Here is a 23,380-nt window from a genome sequence, read left to right on the forward strand (position 1 = left end):
GTTGTTGTAGAACAATGTAGGAATTTTTTTGTGCATGAGTACAGAATCTGTTTTAAAATTAAATTATGACAGAATTATAACAATTATCTAACTACTATCCTTATCTTTTAAAAAGCAATGTTTGTAGTACAGACTCGCACGCTGTCGAAACTCAATATTCGATAAGGGGTGTGTAGCGGAATGGAATTTACTCTAACTCGCGAAAAACAAATGATTAAAGAAATGGTACGTGACTTTGCTGAAAAGGAAATCGCACCAAAAGCTGTGTATTATGACAAAACAGCTGAGTTTCCATACGAAACGTTTCAAAAAATGGGCGAACTAGGTTTGTTAGGAATCCCATTCCCAGAAGAGTATGGAGGTTCTGGCGGCGATACTGTATCGTACGCATTAGCTGTTGAAGAAATTGGACGTGCTTGTGGCGGTACAGGCTTAAGTTATGCTGCAACAATTTCATTAGGTGCCTCTCCGATTTATTACTTTGGTACAGAAGAACAAAAGCAAAAGTATTTAATCCCGATGGCATCTGGAAAAACATTAGGTGCTTTTGGTTTAACAGAACCGAACGCTGGATCTGATGCAGGTGGCACACAAACAAAAGCATTTTTAGATGGTGATGAATACGTAATTAGTGGTGAAAAGTGCTGGATTACGAATGCGGAGTATGCAAATACAATTATTGTAACCGCTGTCAACGGTGTTGAGGAAAATGGTAAAAAACGTATTTCTGCATTTATTGTACCGACAACAAGTGAAGGTTTAACGATTTCAAGTCCATACGATAAGATGGGGGTTCGCGCTTCTAATACTTGCGAAATCGTACTTGATAGCGTTCGTGTACCGAAAGAGAATATTCTTGGTGATGTGAATAAAGGATTTAAGCAATTTTTATATACACTTGATGGAGGTCGTATTTCCATTGCGGCATTAGCTGTAGGGATTGCACAATCTGCTTTTGAGCGTGCACTTCAATATGCGAAAGAGCGTCAGCAATTTGGAAAAACGATTTCTAATTTCCAAGCGATTCAATTTAAACTGGCAGATATGGCTACTGAGGTGGAATTGGCGCGTAATTTAGTACATAAAGCAGCTTGGTTAAAAGATCATGATAAACCTTTCGGTAAAGAAGCAGCTATGGCAAAACTTTTTGCATCTGAAGCAGCCAGTCGTATTGCGAATCAAGCCGTGCAAATTCACGGTGGATATGGTTATATGCGTGAATATGAAGTTGAGCGTCATATTCGCGATGCAAAACTTTTAGAAATTGGTGAAGGAACTTCTGAAATTCAACGTCTCGTAATTGCAAGACATTTAGGATGTAGATAAAAGGGAGGGTTCACTATGTTTCAAAAAATCTTAATTGCTAATCGTGGTGAAATTGCAGTTCGTATCATTAAAACTTGTCAAAAACTTGGAATACGTACAGTTGCTATTTATTCAGAGGCAGATGAAAATGCACTTCATGTCAAACTAGCAAACGAGGCTTATTTAGTTGGTGGTCCGCGTGTCCAAGAGAGTTATTTAAATCTCGAAAAAATTATAGACATTGCGAAGAAAACAAATGCTGAAGCGATTCATCCAGGTTATGGATTATTATCAGAAAATCCATCCCTCGCGATTCGTTGTAAAGAAGAAGGACTTGTATTTATCGGCCCTTCTGAAGAAATTATTGCTAAGATGGGTAGTAAAATCGAATCGCGTCTGGCAATGCAAGAAGCAAATGTTCCTGTTGTACCAGGAATCACAACAAATATTGAGACTGCTGAGGAAGCGATTGAAATTGCGAAACAAATTGGTTATCCATTAATGCTGAAGGCATCCGCGGGCGGCGGAGGCATTGGAATGCAGTTGATAGAAACTGAGCAAACGCTCACCAGGGCATTTGAGAGTAATAAAACGCGTGCGCAAAACTTTTTCGGTAATGGTGAAATGTACTTAGAGCGCTATATTGCAGACGCGCATCATATCGAAATTCAGCTTCTAGCTGATACTCATGGAAATACAGTGTATTTATGGGAACGTGAATGTTCTGTACAACGCCGAAATCAAAAAGTGATTGAGGAAGCACCATCTCCATTTTTAGATGAAGCGACTCGTAAAGAAATGGGAGAAGTTGCTGTACAAGCAGCAAAAGCTCTTGGCTATATAAATGCAGGTACTGTTGAATTTCTTGTAGATGATGAGAAAAACTTTTATTTCTTAGAGATGAATACGAGATTACAAGTAGAGCATCCCGTTACCGAAGAAATTACCGGTCTAGATCTTGTTGAGCAGCAATTACTTATTGCATCTGGTGAAAAGCTTTCCTTTACGCAGGACGATATAAATCGTAGTGGTCATGCCATTGAAGCGCGTATTTATGCGGAGGATCCAAAAACATTTTTCCCATCACCTGGGAAGATTACGGACCTAACGTTACCAGAAAAAGTGCGCATTGATCACTTTTTAGAAAATAACGTGACAATCACACCGTTCTACGATCCAATGATTGCAAAAGTAATTGCTCATGGTGAAACACGTCAAGAGGCAATTGAAAAACTACAGAATGCACTTCAAGAACTGAAAGTGGAAGGCATTAAGACGAATACACCAATGCTACTGCAAGTATTAGAAGATGAAGTATTCCAAAGTGGAATTTATACAACAGGTTTTGTAACAAAACAACTTGTAAAAAAATAAGGTTTATGAATATTAAAGGGGGAAAAAATGATGACAAAAGTGTATGCATCGATGGCAGGTAATGTTTGGAAGATTGTTGTGGGAGTAGGAGATACAGTAGAAGAAGAACAGGATGTCGTCATTTTGGAATCTATGAAAATGGAAATTCCAATCGTTTCAGAAGAAGCCGGTACAGTCATGAAAATTAATGTGCAAGAGGGCGATTTTGTTAATGAAGGAGATGTATTAATAGAGATTGAATAGGGAGAAGAAGGGGTGAAATGTATTGAAGCTACCTACTTTTGCTGTCATTAAAGAAGTTGGACCACGTGATGGTTTGCAAAATGAGAAGAAAATTGTTGGCACAAAAGATAAAGTGAAATGGATTCAATTACTTTCAGAAGCTGGAGTATCGTATATTGAAGTTTCCTCGTTCGTTCACCCAAAATGGGTTCCTGCTTTAGCTGATGCAAGTGATGTGTTTTCAGAGTTAAAGCAGAAACCAGACGTTACATATGCTGCGCTTGTTCCAAATCAAAATGGTTTGGAACGAGCTCTTTTGCAAAATGTAGATGAGGTGAATGTTTTTTTATCAGCAAGTGAATCACATAATAAAAGCAATATCAATAAGTCTATTAAAGAAGCATTATCTGTTATAAAAGATATTACAAAGCAGGCACAATTTGCAGGTAAAAGAGTAAGAGGTTACGTTTCTACTGTATTTGGTTGCCCTTATGAGGGGGATGTAAGCATTGATGCTGTAGATGAGTTATGTAATCAGCTCTTCTCATATGGCATTTATGAAATCTCACTTGGGGATACGATTGGTGTAGCAAATCCATTGCAAGTAGAGTATGTATTAGAACATTTACTTAAAAAATATGATTCTTCTCAATTCGCAATGCATTTTCATAATACGTACGGGATGGCGCTTGCAAATGTCGTTCAGTCATTGGCATACGGTGTTACGACATTTGATAGTTCTTGTGGTGGTCTCGGTGGTTGTCCTTATGCACCAGGAGCCTCAGGAAATGTTGCAACGGATGATCTAGTACATATGCTCCATCAAATGGGGGTACAAACCAATATAAATGAAGAAAAATTATTAAAAGCTAGCCAATTTATTCAAAGTAAGTTAAACATTCAATTGCCAAGTCATGTGTATAAAGCATTGCAACATAAAACAATAAGTAGGTGATAAAATGTTACAATTGCAAAATATTTCAGTGAACTATATAACACCGCATATTGTAAAAATAACATTAAATCGTGAACGACAAGCAAATTCGTTATCTCTTGCACTATTGGAAGAGTTGCAATCTACACTCACTCATATTAATGAAGAAGCTGATGTTCGTGTTGTCATTTTAACAGGAGCGGGCGAAAAGGCATTTTGTGCCGGAGCGGATTTAAAAGAACGTGCCAATATGAATGAGGAACAAGTACGTCATGCAGTCGGAATGATTCGTTCCACAATGGATATGGTTGAACAATTATCACAACCAGTTATTGCTGCAATAAATGGAATTGCACTTGGTGGTGGTACTGAATTAAGTTTAGCGTGTGATTTTAGAATTGCAGCAGAAACAGCAAGTCTTGGACTTACTGAAACATCTCTAGCTATTATTCCAGGAGCCGGTGGTACGCAACGACTACCAAGACTAATTGGTATTGGTAGAGCAAAAGAATTAATTTATACAGCAAGACGTATTTCAGCAAATGAAGCGAAGGAATACGGAATGGTGGAATTTGTTGTACCAACAAACTTACTAGAAGAAAAAGCAATTGAAATTGCAGAACGTATTGCTAGTAATGGCCCAATTGCTGTTCGATTAGCAAAAGAGGCAATTTCAAATGGTTTACAAGTGGATTTGCACACTGGACTACAAATGGAAAAGCTGGCGTATGAAGGTGTGATTCATACGAAAGATCGATTAGAAGGACTACAGGCATTTAAGGAAAAACGTAAGCCGATGTATAAGGGGGAGTAAATGTGCTAGAACAAAAACAACAATCTAATTCGTTTGCAGAACGTGTTGAAACAATTAAACAAGGCGGAGCTCCGAAATATCATGAGCAAAATAAAGAAAAAGGAAAAATCTTTGTTCGGGATCGTTTAGCTCTTCTATTTGATAATGGCGAGTATGTAGAAGACGCTCTCTTTGCAAATTGCGAGCAGTCAGGCTTACCGGCAGATGGGGTTGTAACTGCTACTGGTAAAATACACGGACGAACTGTATGTGTGATGGCGAATGATTCAACAGTGAAAGCTGGATCTTGGGGTTCTCGTACAGTTGAAAAGATTTTACGTATCCAAGAAACAGCTGAAAAGTTACGTGTACCACTGTTTTATCTAGTTGATTCTGCCGGTGCTCGTATTACGGATCAAGTTGAAATGTTCCCAGGCCGCCGCGGTGCAGGACGTATTTTTTATAACCAGGTGAAGCTGTCGGGTAAGGTACCGCAAATTTGTTTATTATTTGGTCCTTCAGCAGCTGGTGGTGCTTATATTCCTGCTTTTTGTGACGTTGTTATGATGGTGGAAGGAAATGCATCCATGTACTTAGGTTCACCGCGCATGGCTGAAATGGTTATTGGTGAAAAAGTAACATTAGAGGAAATGGGCGGTGCTCGTATGCATTGTTCCGTATCAGGATGCGGAGATGTGTTATGTAAAACAGAAGAAGATGCAATTGCTCAGGCAAGACGATATATTTCATATTTTCCAAGTAACTATCAAGAAAATGCTCCTGCGACTAAGCCTCAAGAACCAAAGCAGTTCGAAAAAACGTTAGAACAAATCATCCCAGAAAATCAAAATGCTCCTTTTAATATGAAAGATCTTATTAACCGTATTATCGATGAAGGTTCTTTCTTTGAAGTGAAAAAGTTATTTGCGCAAGAACTTATTACAGGATTAGGACGAATCGATGGGAAACCTGTTGGTATTGTTGCAAATCAGCCGCGTATGAAAGGTGGCGTATTATTCCACGATTCTGCTGATAAAGCAGCAAAGTTTATTAACTTATGTGACGCATATCATATTCCATTATTATTCCTTGCCGATGTGCCTGGATTTATGATTGGAACAAAAGTGGAGAGAGCTGGTATTATTCGTCACGGTGCGAAAATGATTTCTGCAATGAGTGAAGCGACAGTACCGAAAATTTCAATTGTTGTTCGTAAAGCATATGGTGCTGGTTTATATGCAATGGCAGGCCCAGCTTTTGAGCCGGATTGCTGCCTTGCGTTGCCGACGGCTTCTATTGCTGTAATGGGCCCTGAAGCTGCTGTCAATGCTGTATACGCGAATAAAATTGCAGCGCTACCAGAAGAAGAGCGTGCAAGTTTTATTGCAGAAAAACGTGAAGAATATAAACAAGATATTGATATTTATCGACTAGCATCAGAAATGGTGATAGATGGTATTGTTCATCCGAATGATTTACGTGAAGAATTAAAGAAACGCTTTGAAATGTATATGAGTAAATATCAAGTATTTACAGATCGAAAACATCCAGTTTATCCAGTATAAAAGCCCTATTAAGGGTTTTCTTATTCGAAATATGAGGAGGGGAAAACAGTGAAACAAGTCGTATGGTTTCCAACAGAAGAATATAAAGAGAAAACGCGTTTGCACGGATGGATGAAATCGCTGGGTTATGACGATTATGAAGCATTTTATAACAAGTCAATTGAAGAAACTGCATGGTTTTGGGGAGAAGCAGAACGTGCAGTTGGCTATCAATGGATGAGGCCGTATACAGAAGTGTTAGATTTAGCAAACGGTACACCGTTTGCACAGTGGTATACAGGGGGAACGTGCAATGTAGTTGAATCTGCTTTATCTCGTTGGCTTGCAGATGAAGAAACAAAAAAACAACCTGCCCTCATGTATGAAGGTGAAAATGGAACAACAAAAACATTTACATATGAAGAACTTGATAGCTGGGTAAGCCGCGTTGCGAATGGTTTGAAGCATATGGGCATTGAAAAAGGTGATCGTGTAACAATTTACATGCCGATGATTCCAGAAACAGTTGTTGCTATGTTAGCAGTAATGAAAATCGGTGCAATTATTTCTCCGATTTTTTCTGGATTTGCAGCTGATGCAGTTATGACGCGTGTACAAGCAGCAGGATCCAAAATGATTATTACAGCTGATGGATTCTCACGCCGCGGTAAAATCGTTTCATTAAAAGATGAGGTGGATAAAGCGTGTGAACATTGTCCGACTGTTGAGAAAGTTGTGATTGTCCGTCATGCCGGAAATAATTTTACACCTCACAATTATGATCTTTCCTGGAGTATTCTTGAAAAGGAAAAGCCATTTACACATGCTGAAGAAATGAAAAGCGATGATCCGCTTATGCTCATATATACATCCGGAACGACTGGTAAGCCAAAAGGAACGGTACATACGCACGCTGGATTCCCTTTGAAATCAGCATTTGATGCAGGATTTGGTATGAATATTAAGCAAGGTGATCGTGTGTTATGGGTAACTGATATGGGCTGGATGATGGGACCATTTTTATTATTTGGTTCCCTTATTAATGGGGCAACAATGGTCATGTATGAAGGTGTTCCGGACTATCCGGAAGCAGATCGATTATGGGAAACTGTCGATCGATATCAAATTACACATCTTGGAATTTCTCCAACATTAATTCGAGCATTGATGGCAAAAGGTGATGAATATGTAAAGAAACATTCTCTGGAAAGTTTAGAGGTATTTGCATCAACAGGTGAACCGTGGAATCCTGATCCTTGGATGTGGCTTTTTGAAACAGTTGGAAAAGGAAAGGTACCAATTTGTAACTATTCAGGTGGAACCGAAATTTCTGGTGGAATCTTTGGAAACGTGTTAGTTAAACCAATTGCGCCGATTAGTTTTAATGCATCATTACCTGGAATGGCAGCTGTTGTATTAGATGAACAAGGCAATCCGATTCTTGATGAAGTTGGCGAATTGTGTTTAGAAAAACCATGGGTTGGAATGACGAAAAGCTTCTGGGAAGATGACGAGCGCTACGTTAATACATATTGGTCGCGCTTTGATAATAAGTGGGTACACGGTGATTGGGTAATCTATGACGGTGAACAATATATCATTACAGGACGTTCCGATGATACATTAAATATTGCAGGAAAACGCATTGGACCAGCTGAATATGAATCAATTCTTGTAAAACATCCTAATGTAATAGAAGCTGCCGCAATTGGTGTACCAGATGAGGTGAAAGGGGAAGTCTGCCATTGCTTTGTTGTTTTACAAGAAGGAATAAAATTTACATCTGAACTAAAAAAAGAATTATTGAATTTAGTAAACTCTCATATCGGAAAGGCGTTATGTCCAAAAGATATTCATGTTGTAGAGGACTTGCCGAAAACACGAAATGCTAAAGTAATGAGACGGGTAATTAAAGCAGCATACTTAGGGAAAGAGTTGGGAGATTTATCTTCGTTAGTGAATCCAGAAGTTGTATCATATATTCAGGGATTACAATCTGAGCAAGTATAAAAAATAAATAACGAACTCTTTTTTATAAGAGTTCGTTATTTATTTTTGGATATTCTACATTCTTTTCTATTGGATAACCGTTTGTTTTTCTACCTTCTATGTTTTTGTCTTTATCATTTTCATCCTTTTTTCATATTGTGTAGTAAAAGAATAAAGGAGTGGAAATTATGGGTTGTCGTGATGAATGGTTTGAAAAAACCCATTCTAAATGCCGGGATCACAAAAAGCATTCTAAATGCTGGGATGATAATGATGATTGCTTGAAGAAATTTAAAGAGTGTAAAAAAGATCATAATGAAAAATGTGATTGTTGCTGTACAACTGGTATTTTCCGTAAGTTAAGAGAACTAAGAGATAGTTTTAATTTAGTTACTTTGATTTTAAGAGGAACTACAATTGAAATTGTTGGTGTTGTTGAATCTGTAAATTGTGATACTGTTACCATAAGAACCGGTCGTACTACACGCAGCACAGTATCCCTTTGTGAGATTATTGCAGTTAGTGAACAAGAACCAGAAATTGCTTCTGAAATACATGCAGAGCTTCTTAACATTGTAAAAAAGAATAACTAGTTTTCTTTAAAAGAAGCTATTTTCAAAAGCGAATGGCTTCTTATTTGTGATTCTCATAATTTAGTAGGTAAACTTATATGTGTAAAAAATTAATAGTAATGAGAAAATATCGAATTTATACAGGGGAGCTAACCAATGAGTAGATACCACATTGGGCTTTTTAGGACTCTTCTAATTGTACAAACGCTTTTCATCCTTTTACATATAGTATCAAATAGAGTTCATTATTTTAATGAATTCTACGACAGCTCTAGCTCCTAGCACGTTTACCCTAATCACATTAGATTCTATTATTTATGATTACTGGTAAGAAGTAAAACTCGCAAGCTTTGTGGTATAAGGAAGCGAGTTTTCTTCTGTATATAGGAGAATTGATTTTTGTAATAAAAAATTCATTTTATAAGAAATGTACGCAATATTTGTTGTTCTCCTAAATGTGTTACATGTATAGCTCTCGTTTTCGGGGCTTTTGTTACCCAATTTTGTTCTAACATTCTTTCTAATATAGCTTTTCCTAAGGCTCCTGCTATATGGTGTTGTCTTTCAGTCCAATCTAAGCAACATTTTGAGAATGCTCGTCTTTTCCTGTGTAATGAATCCAAGTCAATACCAAATTCTTTGAAAAATAATTGTCCCTCTTTAGTCACCTCAAATTGTAAATTTTCCTTAACTAATATGTTGTTATTCAAAAGTGAATTTGTAATTTCAACACCTAATTTCCCAGCTAAATGGTCATAGCAAGTTCTGGCATATTGAATTTCTCTAGTCTCTTTCGATTGCTTTAAGGATTGAATTGGTTCTGGGGGAGCTAAATATAGTATTTTTTCTAGAGATTCTGCTATTGTATGATTTGTTATTTTGTAATAACGGTGTCTTCCATGTTTTTCAACATCTATAATTTCTGCTTCATATAGTTTTTGAAGATGAAAGCTAGCTGTTTGTGGTTTGATTTTTGCGGCATGTGCTAATTCAGTAGCTGGATGTGGACGACCATCCAAAAGTTGAATTAAGATGGTTGCTCGTGATGTATCACTAATAAGAGAAGCTATTTTTGCTGCGTTTACATTCATTTGCATCACTCCTTATTTTACATCCATATTTCGATGATAATGGAATTATTTGTGTTTTACAATACAAATAAATATCGAATTTAGGAGTGATAGTATGAATGCTAAAACAGAGAAACTGTTATGTAAAGAAATAAAACCAAAGATTTTATACTATGGAATGCCAATTTATTTATTATCGACATCAGATGAGGATGGAACAACAAATATTAGTCCAATGTCTTCTTCATGGGCTTTAGGAAACTATGTAATTTTAGGTATTGGTTTGGGAGGTAAATCGATTGAAAATCTTGAAAGGAATAGAGAATGTGTTATTAATTTACCTTCTTCATCGCAGTGGAAACAAGTGGAAAAAATCGCACCTTATACAGGATTAGAACATGTCCCAGTTTACAAACAAGAAATGGGATATACCTATCAAAAAGATAAATTTGCACTAGCTGGCTTGACTCCGCTAGATTCAAAATTTGTAAAACCACAACGTATTAAAGAATGCCCATTACAAATCGAAACAATCGTAAAACAAATTAGGATTCTAGAATATGATCCTTTCTTTGCAATTGTTGAAACCGAGGTTGTTCATGTACATGCGCATGAAGAGATAATACTAGGGGAAAACCATATTGATCCGCAAAAATGGAGTCCGTTATTTTATAACTTTAGGCACTATTTTTCGATAGGAGAAGAGCTTGGGAAGAATTATCGAGCTGAAAGTTAGTTGTATGTATTTTGAATGACAAATTATATACAATTGAAGTTTTTCGATGGACAGAAGATGAGGGATATGAATATTGGAATCCAAAAACACGGAATCTCTCTCTTATAGATTCAAAAGAACATGCAATTGAACTTGCTTATGAACATATAAGACAATATACTTCTGAAAAAGTAATGATGAAAGGTGATATTAATACATAATTGCAATTCGTTTTATAGGTGTCAGTGATAAACACTAGGCTTAATTAACTGAAAACAAGTAATTTACGAACTAGAAAATAGGGGGATTTTAGTGAGAAAAATAGTACTATATAGTGATCAAGTGCAAGAAGATAGAAAATTGGATTATGAACTTTTAAGATTATTAAATAAAGAAAACCCTTCAATAGCATATCTTCGATCATCTTCAGATGTAACAGGAAAGTATTTTAATTATGTAGTTAAATACTATAGAGAATTAGGAATTAGTAATGTAGAATATTTTGATTTAGATAAAGAATATGATGAAAGAAAGATTAATGACATATTTAATTATGATGCAATACATCTTTCGGGTGGAAATACATTCCGCTTTTTAAATTCCCTAAGAAAAAGAAATTTAATGCAGCCATTAAAATATTATGTGGAAAATGGTGGGGTTTTGATTGGGGTTAGTGCAGGCAGTATAATAACAACTAAAAGTATTGATACAGCTCAATTTGTAGACGAAGATATAATAGGACTAGAGGATAGAAGCTCTTTAGGTTTTGTAGATTTTGATTTTCTGCCTCATTGGAGTGAGGAACAAAGTGAAAAATATTTAGATTTATTAAAGGATTATTCCAAGTTGAGCAATAGGACCATTTTTGCTTGTAAAGATGGTGGCGGGATAGTTATTGATGGAGAAAATATTAAATTGATTGGAGATATAATAAAAATCTAATCTGGTGAAAATGATGGAGGTAAGAGGATTATCAATTGATCATATAAAGATTATGCGCTGAGTTCATCAATATGGATCTCAATTAAAAGAGAAAGTACGACAGCATCTAAAACAACAAATGATTCATGGTGAGTTGATGAAACCTATATTAAAGTAAAAATGCACTATATTTATATCGTTTCGTTGATTCAGAACAGAATACCATTGATTTTTATCTAAGTAAATCAAGAGATAAACAAGCAGCCAAGTGCTTTTTCAAGAAAGCCTTGGCCTTTTCGTACGTTTCTAAACCTCGTGTGATAACAGTAGATAAGAACTATCAAATTGATCAGATGTTTTTGATGTTGTTCAAACAGTTGCTGTAGTATCTAAGTCTCTATCATTATCTTCGTTATTTGTTTGAAACACTTCCCAACATCGATTTAAACAATAAAGAGGAAATTGATAAAGTCTTGCCGTGATCAATGGATTTACCATCTAGTTGCAGAGTACCAAAAAAAAGTGAAGCAAACAAAAAACAACTCCAAAATCAACTTTTATTGTATATTTTGGAGTTACTTGACGTTTACATTGAAAATGGGTCGGAATTTTGGACATCCTTTCACAATCTAATATAATTGGTTAACCAAAAATTACCGATGAAAAGTTCTTATATTAAATAAAAAAGCCGACTTTCAATCCATAATTCTGGAAGGAATAGTCGGCTTTTCTTAATTTCCACACTGTTTTTTGCTTATCTTAACCCAAAAGTTTTACGATTCTTTTTAAATTAACGGTGAATATGGCCATTGCTCCTTGTAATTCCATACCAATTAGACCCGAGGATGAAGCCACATCGTACCCGTGTTACCCTCAAAACTCATTATTTTTATTAACTCCTTTGATGGCACTCGCTACCCCAATAGCAATGAGATTAATGCAATTACAGTTGAAGAGGCTGAATGTTTCTTCAGTGAATTTTTATTTAAGAGGTTTATTTTTTTAGTTTACTAAATTAATTGATTTATTCACTGGACTTTTTTCGCTCTTTTTATCGTAATAAAAAATGAGTGAATGTTAATAGTTATTAAAATCTTCGGATCCATGAATTTCAATATGGGTGAATAGTGGCGAAAAATTAAATTGAAAATTTTGAAAATTAATATTGCGCTTATTTTTTACCTCTGATATATTATATTTAAGTAAAAATTCAGTAAATTATTAATTTTATTTACTAAAAATAGAAAAAGAGGTAATCATATTGGTAACATTAAATGAAATTGCCAAAAAGGCACAGATATCAAAAACGACTGTATCAAGAGTGTTAAATGAGGATCAAACTTTATCCGTTACAGAAGAGACTCGGAAAAAAATCCTTCAGGCTGCAGAAGAGTTAGATTACATACCTAAAAAGCAACGAAATATAGAAAAAAAAATTACCAATCCTAAGCAGTACGGAAAAATTGGGCTTTTGATGTATCTTTCTCAGGAATCGGAATTTGATGATCCATATTTTTTGGCCATTCGTAATGGAATTGAAAAGAGAATGATTGAATTGGGAATTGAACTATCGAAAGTGTTGAGACCTCCTTTCAATAAAAAGGATCTAGAAGGATTGGATGGATTAATAGTAGTAGGAGTCATAGGTCAAGAAGAGGTGGAAAATCAAGTAAAGCAAGTACAACATTTAGTGTTTGTCGATGTATCTCCTGACGAACAACTATATGATTCAGTGGTGATAGATTGTGAAAAAGCTACTGAAAAGGTTATTCAATACTTATTGGATTTAGGACACAAAAAAATCGGTTATATTGGTGGTCAATCATATACCATTGGTGGATTATCTGGAAAATTAGAGATTCAAGATGTACGAAAAAGAACATATGAAAAAATGCTAACGGAACAGGGATTATATAACCCGGAATATACTTATATTGGAAAATGGGCAACGAAAGATGGCTTAACGCTAATGGAGGAAGCGATCCATTCAGGGAATCTCCCTACCGCCTTTTTCATTGGAAGTGACCCTATGGCCATTGGTGCTTTGAAAGCTTTAACGGATTCAGGATTAAAGGTTCCTGATGATATCGCAATCTTTGGATTTGATGGGATTGAATTATGCGAATTTGTTACTCCTCCATTATCCACTGTAAAAGTTCATACCGAGGAGATGGGGAAAGTAGCAGTAAATCTTCTAGTTGAACGCATTGATGGGAGAACACTGCCATTAAAAGTGGTGGTTCCGACTAATTTGATTATTAGAAAAAGTTGTGGAGGTGAGGGGATTTAAAAAATTTTTAAGAAGGAATGAAAACGTATTCTTAAAGTTAGGTCTAAAGATTGTTTTACAAAAGACAAAATTGATCTTCAAAAAATGATAGGGGGATTTATGTTGAAAAAAAGAATATCGTTATTATTAATTTTAGCTATTTCTTTTGCAATGGTGCTTTCTGCTTGCGCGAACAGTGAGAAATCTTCTAGTCAAGGTAAAAGTGGGGAGAAAGTATTACGCTTTGCTACATGGGATACTGGAGAGAGTCTCAAATACCAACAAGATATTGCGAAAAAGTTTGAAAAGGCGAATCCAGGAGTGAAAGTGCAAGTTGAAGCATATGCTGACGGGTTTGAGGATAAGCTGGCTGCTTCTTTCGGCGCAAAAAATCCCCCTGATGTCATGTATATGTGGAATTATCCAGATTACTATAAATCTCTGGAGCCACTTGATGACTACGTAAATAAAGACAGTAGTTTTAAAACTACTTTTGATGATTTTTATACAAATATTCTAAACTATCACAAATTTAAAGATACTACCTATGGATTTCCAGTTGGTTTTACCACTCGCGTCATTTACTACAATAAAAAACTTTTCCAAGAAGCAGGGGTACCTCTTCCGACTTCTGGTTGGACTTGGGAGCAGTTCAGTGATGCAGCGAAAAAGTTATCCAATCCTGAAAAGAAACAATATGGGTTTGTTCTCTCTTCCAAAAAAAATTCATATGCATTCCAAGAATATGTATGGAGTAATGGGAGTAGTTTCATTAGTCCTGACGGCAAAAAGGTAGATGGATATATGAATAGTCCAAAAACACAAGAAGTCCTTAAAGACTTTCAACATATGATTGATGAAAATAGTGCTATTGTGTCTGATAAAGTCACTGATAGTTTCAAATCAGGGAAAATCGCTATGATCGAGAACGGCATTTGGCCTTTAGAAGAATTTAAAAAGGCTGGCATGGATTTTGGAACTGCAGAAATTCCAGCCTTTCATGGACAACCTTCAAAGGGTGTTATCCATTCTGCAGGAATTGCAATGGCCAAAGACTCTAAAGAAAAAGACATAGCTTGGAAATTTATCAAATACTTTGTATCAGCAGAAGCAGCAAAAATGAGAAAGTCTGATATGCCAGTACTTAAGAGTGTGGTTTCCGAACAAAGTCATAAAAATGATCAGTTATTAAGTACATTCTATTCTATGCTTGAAAGATCATCAGATACTCCAGGCTTTTTACTTACAAGCAAATGGACAGAAGTTGACAAAAAACTAGATTATGCAATTAGCAGTGTATTATTAGGGCAAAATTCAGCAGATAAAGCCTTGAATGAAGCGGTTAAATTAATAGAGCCTGAATTGAAAAAATAGTTTAAGAGAAAGAAGGGGATCATTTCATGATTATAAAAACTGAAAATAAAATAACTCAAACGGTTCCCGAACGACCTATATCCATTCTATCAAAGATTAGATGGGGAGACCTTACTCCCTATCTATTCATTTCTCCTTGGATCATTGGTTTCTTCTGTTTTACGTTCGGACCCTTGATTTTTTCTCTTATCATAAGCTTTTTTGATTGGCCTACTGTTGGAACCCCAACGTTTATTGGTTTCAAAAATTATGTTGATATGTTTACAAATGATCCAGTGTTTTGGCAATCTTTAGGAGTTACCTTTAAGTTTGCTGCTATTTTAGTACCGTTAAACATCGGTATTGCTCTCTTGCTAGCTATATTATTAAACCAAAAAGTAAAATGGCTTTCAGGCTATAGAACGATATTCTATCTTCCTACGGTTGTTTCGGGAGTAGCCCTTTCAATGATTTGGTCATGGATGTACGACGGTGAATACGGTTTACTAAACTATCTACTATCATTAATAGGCATTAATGGACCAAACTGGCTAAATGATCCAACCTGGTCACTTTTTGCCATCGTGTTTGCAGGTATTTGGGGGCAAGGGACTATGATGCTGATATTCTTAGCCGGTTTAAAAAATATACCGAAAGACCTATATGAAGCTGCAGATATAGATGGTGCAAGTAAATGGCACAAGTTCAGTAAAATAACACTTCCGATGCTGAGCCCAACCATTCTGTTTAATGTCATTACTGCTATCATTTCAGCATTTCAACAGTTAACACTCGCGCTTGTTCTAACAGGTGGAGGACCTTTAAGAAAGACGTATTTCTATGCGATGTATGTTTATGAAAATGCTTTCAAGTATTTTAAAATGGGTTATGCATCCGCAAATGCTTGGTTTATGTTCTTAATTATTTTGGCTCTGACATTACTGGTTTTCAAAACATCTAATACTTGGGTTTACTATGAAAATGAAATGAAAAAGAAACAAAAATAGGAAAGGAGGAATATGATGATTACGAGAAGTATAACAACGAAGGTTATTGTACATACAATACTGATTATTTTTTGTTTATTTTTTATCGCACCATTTCTTTGGATGTTCATTACAGCTGTAAAAACCCCTGCTGAGACATTTGTTTTTCCTCCGAAACTAATTCCGTCTCAGTTTGAATTTAGTAATTTTTATACAGCCTGGACTGTTTTACCTTTTACAACATTTCTGAAAAATTCTTTGATTGTTACAGGATTAGGCATCATCGGACAACTATTATCATCTTCTTTAGTAGCTTATGGATTTGCCAGATTCAATTTTAAAGGAAGGGACATTCTTTTTCTAATTTTACTAGCAGGAATGATGATTCCCTGGGATGTAACTGCAATTCCCTTATATATGGAATTTAATCAGTTGGGCTGGATTAATACTTTAAAACCACTGATTGTTCCTAACTTTTTTGGATCACCCTACTTCATTTTTTTACTTCGTCAATTTTTATTAGGAGTTCCTAAAGAAATGGAAGAAGCAGCGATCATAGACGGGGCGAACCATTTTCAAATTTTTTCTCGGATATTCATTCCGTTAATGGCTCCAGTATTGGTGGTTGTCGGTGTGTTTCAAATGTTAGGCTCATGGAATGATTATTTAGGACCATTAATTTTTCTGAACGATCAAAGTAAATACACTTTAACGTTGGGACTCATGCAATTCAAAGGGATGTTTGGAGTTGATATGACTTCTATCATGGCTTCGACTCTATTAATTTGTATTCCTCCCATTATAGTATTTTTTATAGCACAGCGCTTTATCCTGGATGGCGTTCAAAATACAGGTATCAAATAATGTTCCTGATCAAGGAAGACAGAAAGGAGGAAGTGGGCCGTGATCGCAAGGATTTATCATTTATTAGAATGGATCATGAAATTGTTATTTCTTAATTTATTATGGATTGGATTTACATTGATTGGTTTTGGGGTGTTTGGATTATTCCCATCGACTGTTGCTATGTTCCAATTAATAATGGATTTGATCAACAAAAAGGATACAAAAATGGTAGCAACTTTTTGGAATTCCTATCAATCTAATTTTAAAAAATCGAACAAAATGGGTTTTGTCATCGTTTTAATAGGCTCGATACTTATGACGGATCTTTATTTTTTTCAAATGTATGACACCTTGGTAAGTAGGGTTCTTTCCCTTATGAGTTTGTCAATGCTTTTATTTTATGTAGTGAATTTACTCTATATTATTCAGACATTTAATCATTTTGAAGTAAAAACATTTCATTATTTTAAATATGCCACATTAATAGGCATAGCAAATCCGATAAAAACGATCATGATCATCATCACTCTCATTCTGATGTCACTTCTTTTTTTAATATATCCAGGTCTAATTTTCATGTTTGGTGGTAGTGGTATTGCACTAGTCATCGTATTGTTTACAAAAAATATTTTTGCTCGCTTAAAAGGTGTAGCTCTATAATTCAATATTCTAAAAAAGAAAAAGAGGAGGAGAGGCTATGATCACACAAAAGGCAAACATTGAGGCCATTCATGAAGATAGTGTCAAAGTCAAAATTGACCAAAGAGAAGAAAATGGAGTTTTATTTGTTCATATCCATATAGGATCAGAACAACCCATTCAATTCCCAAAAGTTAATTTAGTTTGGCATCACCCAATTGTTGATATTCAATCATATTGGCATCCAGGATCCTCCCGTAGTAAAAGTTTCGGTGTGGATTGGGATGGAGGTTTTTCTTCTAAAGCAACAGTATTAGCCCCGGTTGGCTGTTTCTATAATCAAGAAGGACAGAACAGGCTGGCTGTAGCATATTCCAATGCGATGGATACTGTTAATTTTAATTTGGGCGTCCACGAAGAAACTGGAACGATGAAAGCGCAAATCACATTATTTACAGAGCCATCCAAAGTTCGATCATCCTATGATGGAGTGATTCGAGTCGATATGAGGGATATTCCTTATTATCAAGCAATCCAAGATATTTCCGTGTGGTATGAGGAAATGGATGGATATGGGCCATCCTTTGTTCCAGAAACTGCGAAGCTTCCTATGTATTCGACATGGTATAGCTTTCATCAGGACATATCTGATGATGAAATCGAGAAACAATGTGAGATTGCGAAACAGTTAGGTTGTGGGGCTGTTATCGTTGACGATGGCTGGCAGACAGAAGATGATCATCGTGGTTATGCTTATTGTGGAGATTGGGAAGTGTCTCCTAAAAGAATCGTGGGCATGAGGGAACATGTTGAGAGAGTACATGATTTGGGGATGAAATATTTATTGTGGTATAGTGTACCATTTGTGGGAATCTATTCAAAGACGTGGGAGCGCTTCCGAAGTAAAATTTTATATTTCAATGATAATCTCCAGGCAGGAGTTTTGGATCCACGTTACCCAGAAGTTAGGGAATATTTGATATCTACTTACGAAAAGGCTCTGAAAGAGTGGGATCTAGACGGATTTAAATTTGATTTTATTGATTTATTTGATTTAAATCGAGCGAAGGGCCAAGCAATTCAATTTGATCCAGAACGGGATTATGAATCCGTACAGGAAGCGGTGGATCGTCTATTTACTGATATTATGGAAAGTTTAAAATTAATTAAACCATCCATTATGGTTGAATTCAGACAAAGATATATCGGACCTTATATGAGGAAATATGGAAATATTTTTAGGGTAGGAGATTGCCCGAATGATGCAATTACAAACCGTGTTGGTATTATGGATCTACGCTTGCTATCAGGAAACACTGCTGTTCATTCCGATATGATTATGTGGAGTCCAGAAGATACGACTGAAAATGCGGCACTGCAATTAATCAATGTTATTTTTGGTGTACCGCAATTTTCCATGCGTTTTGAAAAATTAAATAAAGATCATTTTGAAATGGCAAAGTTTTGGCTAGGGTTTTCGAAAAAATACCAAGACGTATTATTGAATGGTGATTTAAAGCCTACTGCACCGGAATTACTTTACCCGATAGTAGAAACTATGAATGACTCAACCAGACTAATCGCCATTTACGCAGATGTTTGTATTAAGACTGGTACCAATATTCCCGAGGAATTTATTATTGTAAATGGCACTTTAAACAAGGAGTTCATCCTAGATTTAGAAAAAGATCTTGTCAATATAACAATTGAGACATACAGCTGTACTGGCAAATTAATCCGAAAACATAAAACCGATCTATCCAAAGGGTTACATAGGATGGAGACAGAGAAATCTGGAGTTCTAATTTTTAGAAAAGCCTAAATCGGATTATGGCTTCATGTTAATGAATGCTGGTATTCAACTAGAACAAACTGTTTTTAGGAACACTGCAATGGAACGATTTTTTTCACGGATTTTTATTCTAAAAAGCCGATCCTAGTTGCAATAAATAATAAATAAAAATGGTTCATGAGGAGGATCAAAATGTCAAAAATTACATTTCTAGGTGCTGGAAGTACGATTTTTGCCAAAAATGTACTTGGTGACTGCATGTTAATACCTAGTATCCAAGGATTCGAGTTTGCCCTGTTTGATATTGACCATCAACGCTTAAAGGATTCTGAGAACATTCTGCAAAATCTAAAGGAAAGCTCCGGTAGCAACGTGTACATCAAGACTTATACGGACCGGAAAGAGGCGTTAAGAGGAGCAAAATACGTCATTAATGCTATACAGGTCGGCGGATATGAGCCTTGTACGGTGACCGACTTCGAAATTCCAAAAAAGTATGGGCTTCGCCAGACAATTGGAGATACAATCGGTATTGGTGGCATTTTTCGCGCATTACGAACCATTCCGGTGATGCTTGATTTTGCCAAAGATATCCGTGAAGTTTGTCCGGATGCTTGGTTTTTAAACTATACAAATCCGATGGCGACGTTAACGGCGGCAATGATTCGTTACGGTGGCGTAAAAACGGTCGGATTGTGCCACAGCGTTCAGGTCTGTGTTCCGTACTTATTTCGTTCGCTCGGAATGGATACAGAAAATGTCCAGTGGAAAATTGCCGGAATCAATCATATGGCCTGGCTTTTAGAAGTGACAAGAGATGGGAAAGACTTATACCCAGAAATCAAGAAACGTGCGGCTGAAAAGCAAAAAGAAAAACATGATGATATGGTTCGTTTAGAACTGATGAACCGTTTCGGCTATTACGTAACGGAATCGTCCGAGCATAACGCCGAATATCATCCATACTTCATTAAAAGGAACTATCCGGAACTCATCGATAAGTTGAACATTCCGCTTGATGAATATCCGCGTCGTTGTGTTAATCAAATTGAGGACTGGGTGAAAATGCGTGAAGACCTTGTTAACAATAAAAACCTGACACATAAACGTACACTTGAATACGCTTCTTATATCATTGATGCAATGGAAACTGATAAACCATTTAAACTCCACGGAAATGTCTTGAATACAGGCTGCTTAATCAGTAACCTTCCGGAAAAAGCCGTGGTTGAAGTTCCGTGCCTGGTCGATCGGAGCGGAATTACACCTTGTTATGTAGGAGAACTTCCTGAACAGCTGGCGGCGCTGAACCGTACCAACATCAATACCCAGCTTCTTACTATTGAAGCAGCTATAACAGGTAAGAGAGAACACATTTATCAGGCCGCAATGCTTGATCCACATACTGCGGCAGAACTGTCTATCGATGATATCGTCTCATTATGCGATGATCTCATTGAAGCACATGGTGACTGGCTGCCTCAATTTAAAGGGGCAGAAATTTTGAAGACAATCTAAATAACGTGAATGAATGCGACAGAATAGACTGGGTTCCAGACTGGTTTATTCTGTTCTGGTGAAAAAATGTTCACTAGAACCCAAGGGCGTATATGCTTGGAAAAAGAGAGCAAACCACTAATTAATCTTTATGTAATAGGGATTTGCTCCTTTTTTTGTGCCTGTTTTGGGTGTAATCTCTAGGGTGATAGCCCCGAGCTGTGAAGGCAGAAGTAACAGGAAAAGACTTAGATTAGTAGAAGTAGTTATTCATTTTGCTGTGGATTCATTTGTCGGCGAAAGTGTAAAGGCCCCGTTAACGTATTTTTTGAAAAAATAGTAAATAAGAGATATTATATAAGCTAAGGCAACATGATAATAAGCTATTTATCTTAAAGGGTAATATAGAAATTGAATTCTTTAGAATAGGAATATCAATTTTGTATTGAATTATTCTATGTAATGATCATTGTTAGAAAGAAAAGAACATCGAGTCGTTAGGCATAAATCCTAAATTCCGGTGTTTTTTTGTATGAAAAAGTAGGCAGGATTTATTTATAATTCAATGTGAATACAGAAATTTGTTCTATAGTCAATGTATTTGTATATATAGTAAGTAATTGCCAAAATATAGGAATTGTATTGGGGAGATGCGACATGGATAGAGGTAGTTGTTTTGTAGGAGGAGATAGTGAACAAGACATTAAATTTTCTATCATAATTCCTGCACACAATGAAGAAAGGTATATTGGTAGATGTCTGGATTCTATTGTGGCTGCATCAAAAAATTATAAAAATAAGGTTGAAGTTATTGTTGTACTAAATCGCTGTAGTGATCGAACAGAAGAAATTGCCCAGTCATATCATTGCATAACTGTACAAGATGAAAACAAAAACCTTTCTAAAATAAGAAATGCTGGTGCAAAAGTAGCTAGGGGAGAAATCATTGTTACAATTGATGCAGATAGCTGGATGAGCGAGAATATGTTGAGTGAAATAGAAAAGCAATTAATGACTGGAAAATATATAGGTGGGGGTGTTAAAGCAAAGTTTGAACGTATTTCACTAGGAATCATAGTATCGGGAGTATTATTAATTCTTCCTCTCATTTTTAAATATGGACTCATATCAGTTGGGATGTTTTGGTGTTATAGGAGAGATTTTAATGCAATTGGTGGTTTTAACGAGGGTTTGTTAATGGCTGAAGATGCAGAATTTGCGATGCGTTTAAAAAAACATGGTAAGACGAGTGGAAAAAAATTCAACACGATAAAGAAAGCATATATGACAACTTCATGTAGAAAATTTGATGAACATGGTGATTGGGCATTAATAAAGAGACCTCAAATTATTTTTGCATATTTAAAGGGGACAAATAGAAAGTATGCAAATGAGTTATATTATGAAAAAGAAAAAGAAAAAGAAAAAGAAAAAGAAAACTAAGATAAACCGACTTGTCTTGAAAACGCAAGTCGGTTTTTATGTAAAAGAGGGTTTGAAATTAAAAATCCTCTGAATCTTTTTTTCGTATATGTAGGAATAGCGAAATGATGATAATAACAAAAATTATTATTGTTTGTACAAATAGATTTTTAAACTGAAATAACGAGATCCATGAACGCGCATAATCCTTAACAGATTGAAGAGATGGAATGCGAGTAGGCTCGGAACCATAAGTAAATAGTTTTTTTGTTTCGATAAACACGCTATTTTCTCCGTTGACCCCCATTACAATGGAAATATATCTTTTGTTTCCTTGTTGCACTGTACCAGCAAAACTATATCCAGCAGAATTTGAAAAGCTAGTTTGTAAACCATCGACGCCTTTAAATTTCACATTGCTATCAAGTGAATACAACATTTTATTTGTATTGAAAACATGTATATCTTTGAAGGTGAATTGATAAGAGGTTAATTTGGAAATTTCCAATATTATAGGATAATCTGTTAGTAAATGCTGGGCTAATTTGGAGGCATCTAAAGCTGTTATTTTAGATTCTTCTTGTTGATTCACTATAATACCGCTTGCATTTGCAAAATATGTTTTATTAGAAAGTCCAAGTTGTGTCGCTTTTTCATTCATTAAATTCGTAAAGTCTTGCTCACTTTTTGAAATATGTTCTGCTAAAGATACAGCCGCACTATTATTAGATGTAAGAACCATTGCATGAAACAGATCACGAACCGTTACTTGATCGGCAGTATTTATATCAATATCCTTTCTCTCTGTTTGAATGGAAGAATCATTTATTTTTACACGATCATCCCAATTGATATTCCCTTTATGTATTTGTTCTAACACAATATACTCTGTCATCATTTTTGATAAACTTACTGAGGGAAGAGGGATATCTTCATTTTTTTTATATATAATTTCTTCTGATGTTGTATCTATTAAAATAGCTGATTTAGCTTTAATTGAAGGTCCATTTACATAGAAATAAAAATAAAAAACAACAATTGCAGTAATAAGAAAAGATAAGATAAGCAGCATCAGTTTCTTAAAATATTGCATAGGCTATCCTCCTTGTATCTCGATATTACTAGTGTAAAAATTAA

21 protein-coding genes and 1 pseudogene are annotated in these 23,380 nt (G+C 35.7%); 20 read left to right on the forward strand and 2 right to left on the reverse strand.

The genetic code is table 11. The features are described from left to right. Positions 1–180: 180 nt before the first annotated feature. The 8 genes from QRY57_RS13300 (at position 181) to QRY57_RS13335 (ending at position 8,754) form a co-directional block, all read left to right on the forward strand. Positions 181–1,326 (forward strand): acyl-CoA dehydrogenase, encoded by a 1,146-nt coding sequence (locus QRY57_RS13300; protein WP_026590837.1) that lies wholly within the window; start codon positions 181–183, stop codon positions 1,324–1,326. Between the two features lie 15 nt (positions 1,327–1,341). Further along, entirely contained in the window at positions 1,342–2,679 is a 1,338-nt protein-coding gene (locus QRY57_RS13305) for an acetyl-CoA carboxylase biotin carboxylase subunit (RefSeq protein WP_286017692.1), read from the forward strand. A gap of 27 nt (positions 2,680–2,706) precedes the next feature. Continuing rightward, positions 2,707–2,922: an acetyl-CoA carboxylase biotin carboxyl carrier protein subunit gene (locus QRY57_RS13310; protein WP_026590839.1), complete on the forward strand. Its 216-nt coding sequence runs from the start codon at positions 2,707–2,709 to the stop codon at positions 2,920–2,922. A gap of 22 nt (positions 2,923–2,944) precedes the next feature. Beyond that, a complete protein-coding gene (locus tag QRY57_RS13315) occupies positions 2,945–3,856 on the forward strand; it encodes a hydroxymethylglutaryl-CoA lyase (RefSeq protein ID WP_026590840.1) in 912 nt (303 codons plus the stop codon). 4 nt (positions 3,857–3,860) lie between these two features. Next, positions 3,861–4,649 carry an enoyl-CoA hydratase gene (locus QRY57_RS13320; RefSeq protein WP_026590841.1) on the forward strand — a complete coding sequence of 263 codons (789 nt, stop codon included), beginning with the start codon at positions 3,861–3,863 and terminating at the stop codon, positions 4,647–4,649. Between the two features lie 2 nt (positions 4,650–4,651). After that, positions 4,652–6,193, forward strand: coding sequence for an acyl-CoA carboxylase subunit beta (locus tag QRY57_RS13325; protein WP_286017693.1), 1,542 nt, complete (start codon positions 4,652–4,654; stop codon positions 6,191–6,193). A gap of 48 nt (positions 6,194–6,241) precedes the next feature. Next, the gene (locus QRY57_RS13330; protein ID WP_286017694.1) at positions 6,242–8,182 is read left to right on the forward strand and encodes an AMP-binding protein; all 1,941 of its coding nucleotides are present in this window, start codon (positions 6,242–6,244) and stop codon (positions 8,180–8,182) included. Between the two features lie 167 nt (positions 8,183–8,349). Continuing rightward, positions 8,350–8,754: a hypothetical protein gene (locus QRY57_RS13335; protein WP_286017695.1), complete on the forward strand. Its 405-nt coding sequence runs from the start codon at positions 8,350–8,352 to the stop codon at positions 8,752–8,754. A 392-nt stretch (positions 8,755–9,146) separates the two neighbouring features. Here QRY57_RS13335 and QRY57_RS13340 read toward each other — a convergent pair whose 3' ends face one another. Then, positions 9,147–9,824 (reverse strand): ArsR/SmtB family transcription factor, encoded by a 678-nt coding sequence (locus tag QRY57_RS13340; RefSeq protein WP_286017859.1) that lies wholly within the window; start codon positions 9,822–9,824, stop codon positions 9,147–9,149. Between the two features lie 94 nt (positions 9,825–9,918). Here QRY57_RS13340 and QRY57_RS13345 point away from each other — a divergent pair, with 94 nt between their 5' ends. From QRY57_RS13345 to QRY57_RS13400, 12 genes and pseudogenes are all read left to right on the forward strand, one after another. Then, positions 9,919–10,539 carry a flavin reductase family protein gene (locus tag QRY57_RS13345; protein ID WP_286017696.1) on the forward strand — a complete coding sequence of 207 codons (621 nt, stop codon included), beginning with the start codon at positions 9,919–9,921 and terminating at the stop codon, positions 10,537–10,539. Positions 10,540–10,550: 11 nt separating this feature from the next. Next, positions 10,551–10,739 carry a hypothetical protein gene (locus tag QRY57_RS13350; RefSeq protein ID WP_286017697.1) on the forward strand — a complete coding sequence of 63 codons (189 nt, stop codon included), beginning with the start codon at positions 10,551–10,553 and terminating at the stop codon, positions 10,737–10,739. A gap of 91 nt (positions 10,740–10,830) precedes the next feature. After that, the gene (locus tag QRY57_RS13355) at positions 10,831–11,460 is read left to right on the forward strand and encodes a Type 1 glutamine amidotransferase-like domain-containing protein (protein WP_432804074.1); all 630 of its coding nucleotides are present in this window, start codon (positions 10,831–10,833) and stop codon (positions 11,458–11,460) included. Further along, positions 11,459–11,777, forward strand: a pseudogene (locus QRY57_RS13360) (DDE-type integrase/transposase/recombinase); the annotation flags it as partial. The gene QRY57_RS13355 and the pseudogene QRY57_RS13360, both read left to right, overlap by 2 nt. Positions 11,778–12,700: 923 nt before the next feature. Then, complete coding sequence (locus QRY57_RS13365) at positions 12,701–13,729, forward strand: LacI family DNA-binding transcriptional regulator (RefSeq protein WP_026590847.1); 1,029 nt, start codon at positions 12,701–12,703, stop codon at positions 13,727–13,729. A 102-nt stretch (positions 13,730–13,831) separates the two neighbouring features. After that, positions 13,832–15,082 (forward strand): ABC transporter substrate-binding protein, encoded by a 1,251-nt coding sequence (locus tag QRY57_RS13370; protein ID WP_286017860.1) that lies wholly within the window; start codon positions 13,832–13,834, stop codon positions 15,080–15,082. Positions 15,083–15,108: 26 nt separating this feature from the next. Next, positions 15,109–16,068, forward strand: coding sequence for a carbohydrate ABC transporter permease (locus QRY57_RS13375; protein WP_090689380.1), 960 nt, complete (start codon positions 15,109–15,111; stop codon positions 16,066–16,068). 15 nt (positions 16,069–16,083) lie between these two features. Then, the gene (locus tag QRY57_RS13380) at positions 16,084–16,911 is read left to right on the forward strand and encodes a carbohydrate ABC transporter permease (protein WP_026590850.1); all 828 of its coding nucleotides are present in this window, start codon (positions 16,084–16,086) and stop codon (positions 16,909–16,911) included. Between the two features lie 39 nt (positions 16,912–16,950). Next, a complete protein-coding gene (locus QRY57_RS13385) occupies positions 16,951–17,553 on the forward strand; it encodes a YesL family protein (RefSeq protein ID WP_286017698.1) in 603 nt (200 codons plus the stop codon). A 37-nt stretch (positions 17,554–17,590) separates the two neighbouring features. Continuing rightward, positions 17,591–19,354 (forward strand): glycoside hydrolase family 36 protein, encoded by a 1,764-nt coding sequence (locus QRY57_RS13390; protein WP_286017699.1) that lies wholly within the window; start codon positions 17,591–17,593, stop codon positions 19,352–19,354. A gap of 162 nt (positions 19,355–19,516) precedes the next feature. Beyond that, the gene (locus tag QRY57_RS13395; protein WP_286017700.1) at positions 19,517–20,842 is read left to right on the forward strand and encodes an alpha-glucosidase/alpha-galactosidase; all 1,326 of its coding nucleotides are present in this window, start codon (positions 19,517–19,519) and stop codon (positions 20,840–20,842) included. A 636-nt stretch (positions 20,843–21,478) separates the two neighbouring features. Next, positions 21,479–22,264, forward strand: a complete 786-nt coding sequence (locus QRY57_RS13400) for a glycosyltransferase (protein WP_286017701.1) — start codon at positions 21,479–21,481, stop codon at positions 22,262–22,264. Between the two features lie 58 nt (positions 22,265–22,322). On the opposite strand, the gene QRY57_RS13405 is transcribed toward QRY57_RS13400, so the two are convergent. After that, positions 22,323–23,336, reverse strand: coding sequence for a D-alanyl-D-alanine carboxypeptidase family protein (locus QRY57_RS13405; RefSeq protein WP_286017702.1), 1,014 nt, complete (start codon positions 23,334–23,336; stop codon positions 22,323–22,325). Between the last annotated feature and the right edge of the window lie 44 nt (positions 23,337–23,380).

It is taken from the genome of Bacillus arachidis (genome assembly GCF_030285945.1).
Classification (GTDB): Bacteria; Bacillota; Bacilli; order Bacillales; family Bacillaceae_G; genus Bacillus_A; species Bacillus_A arachidis.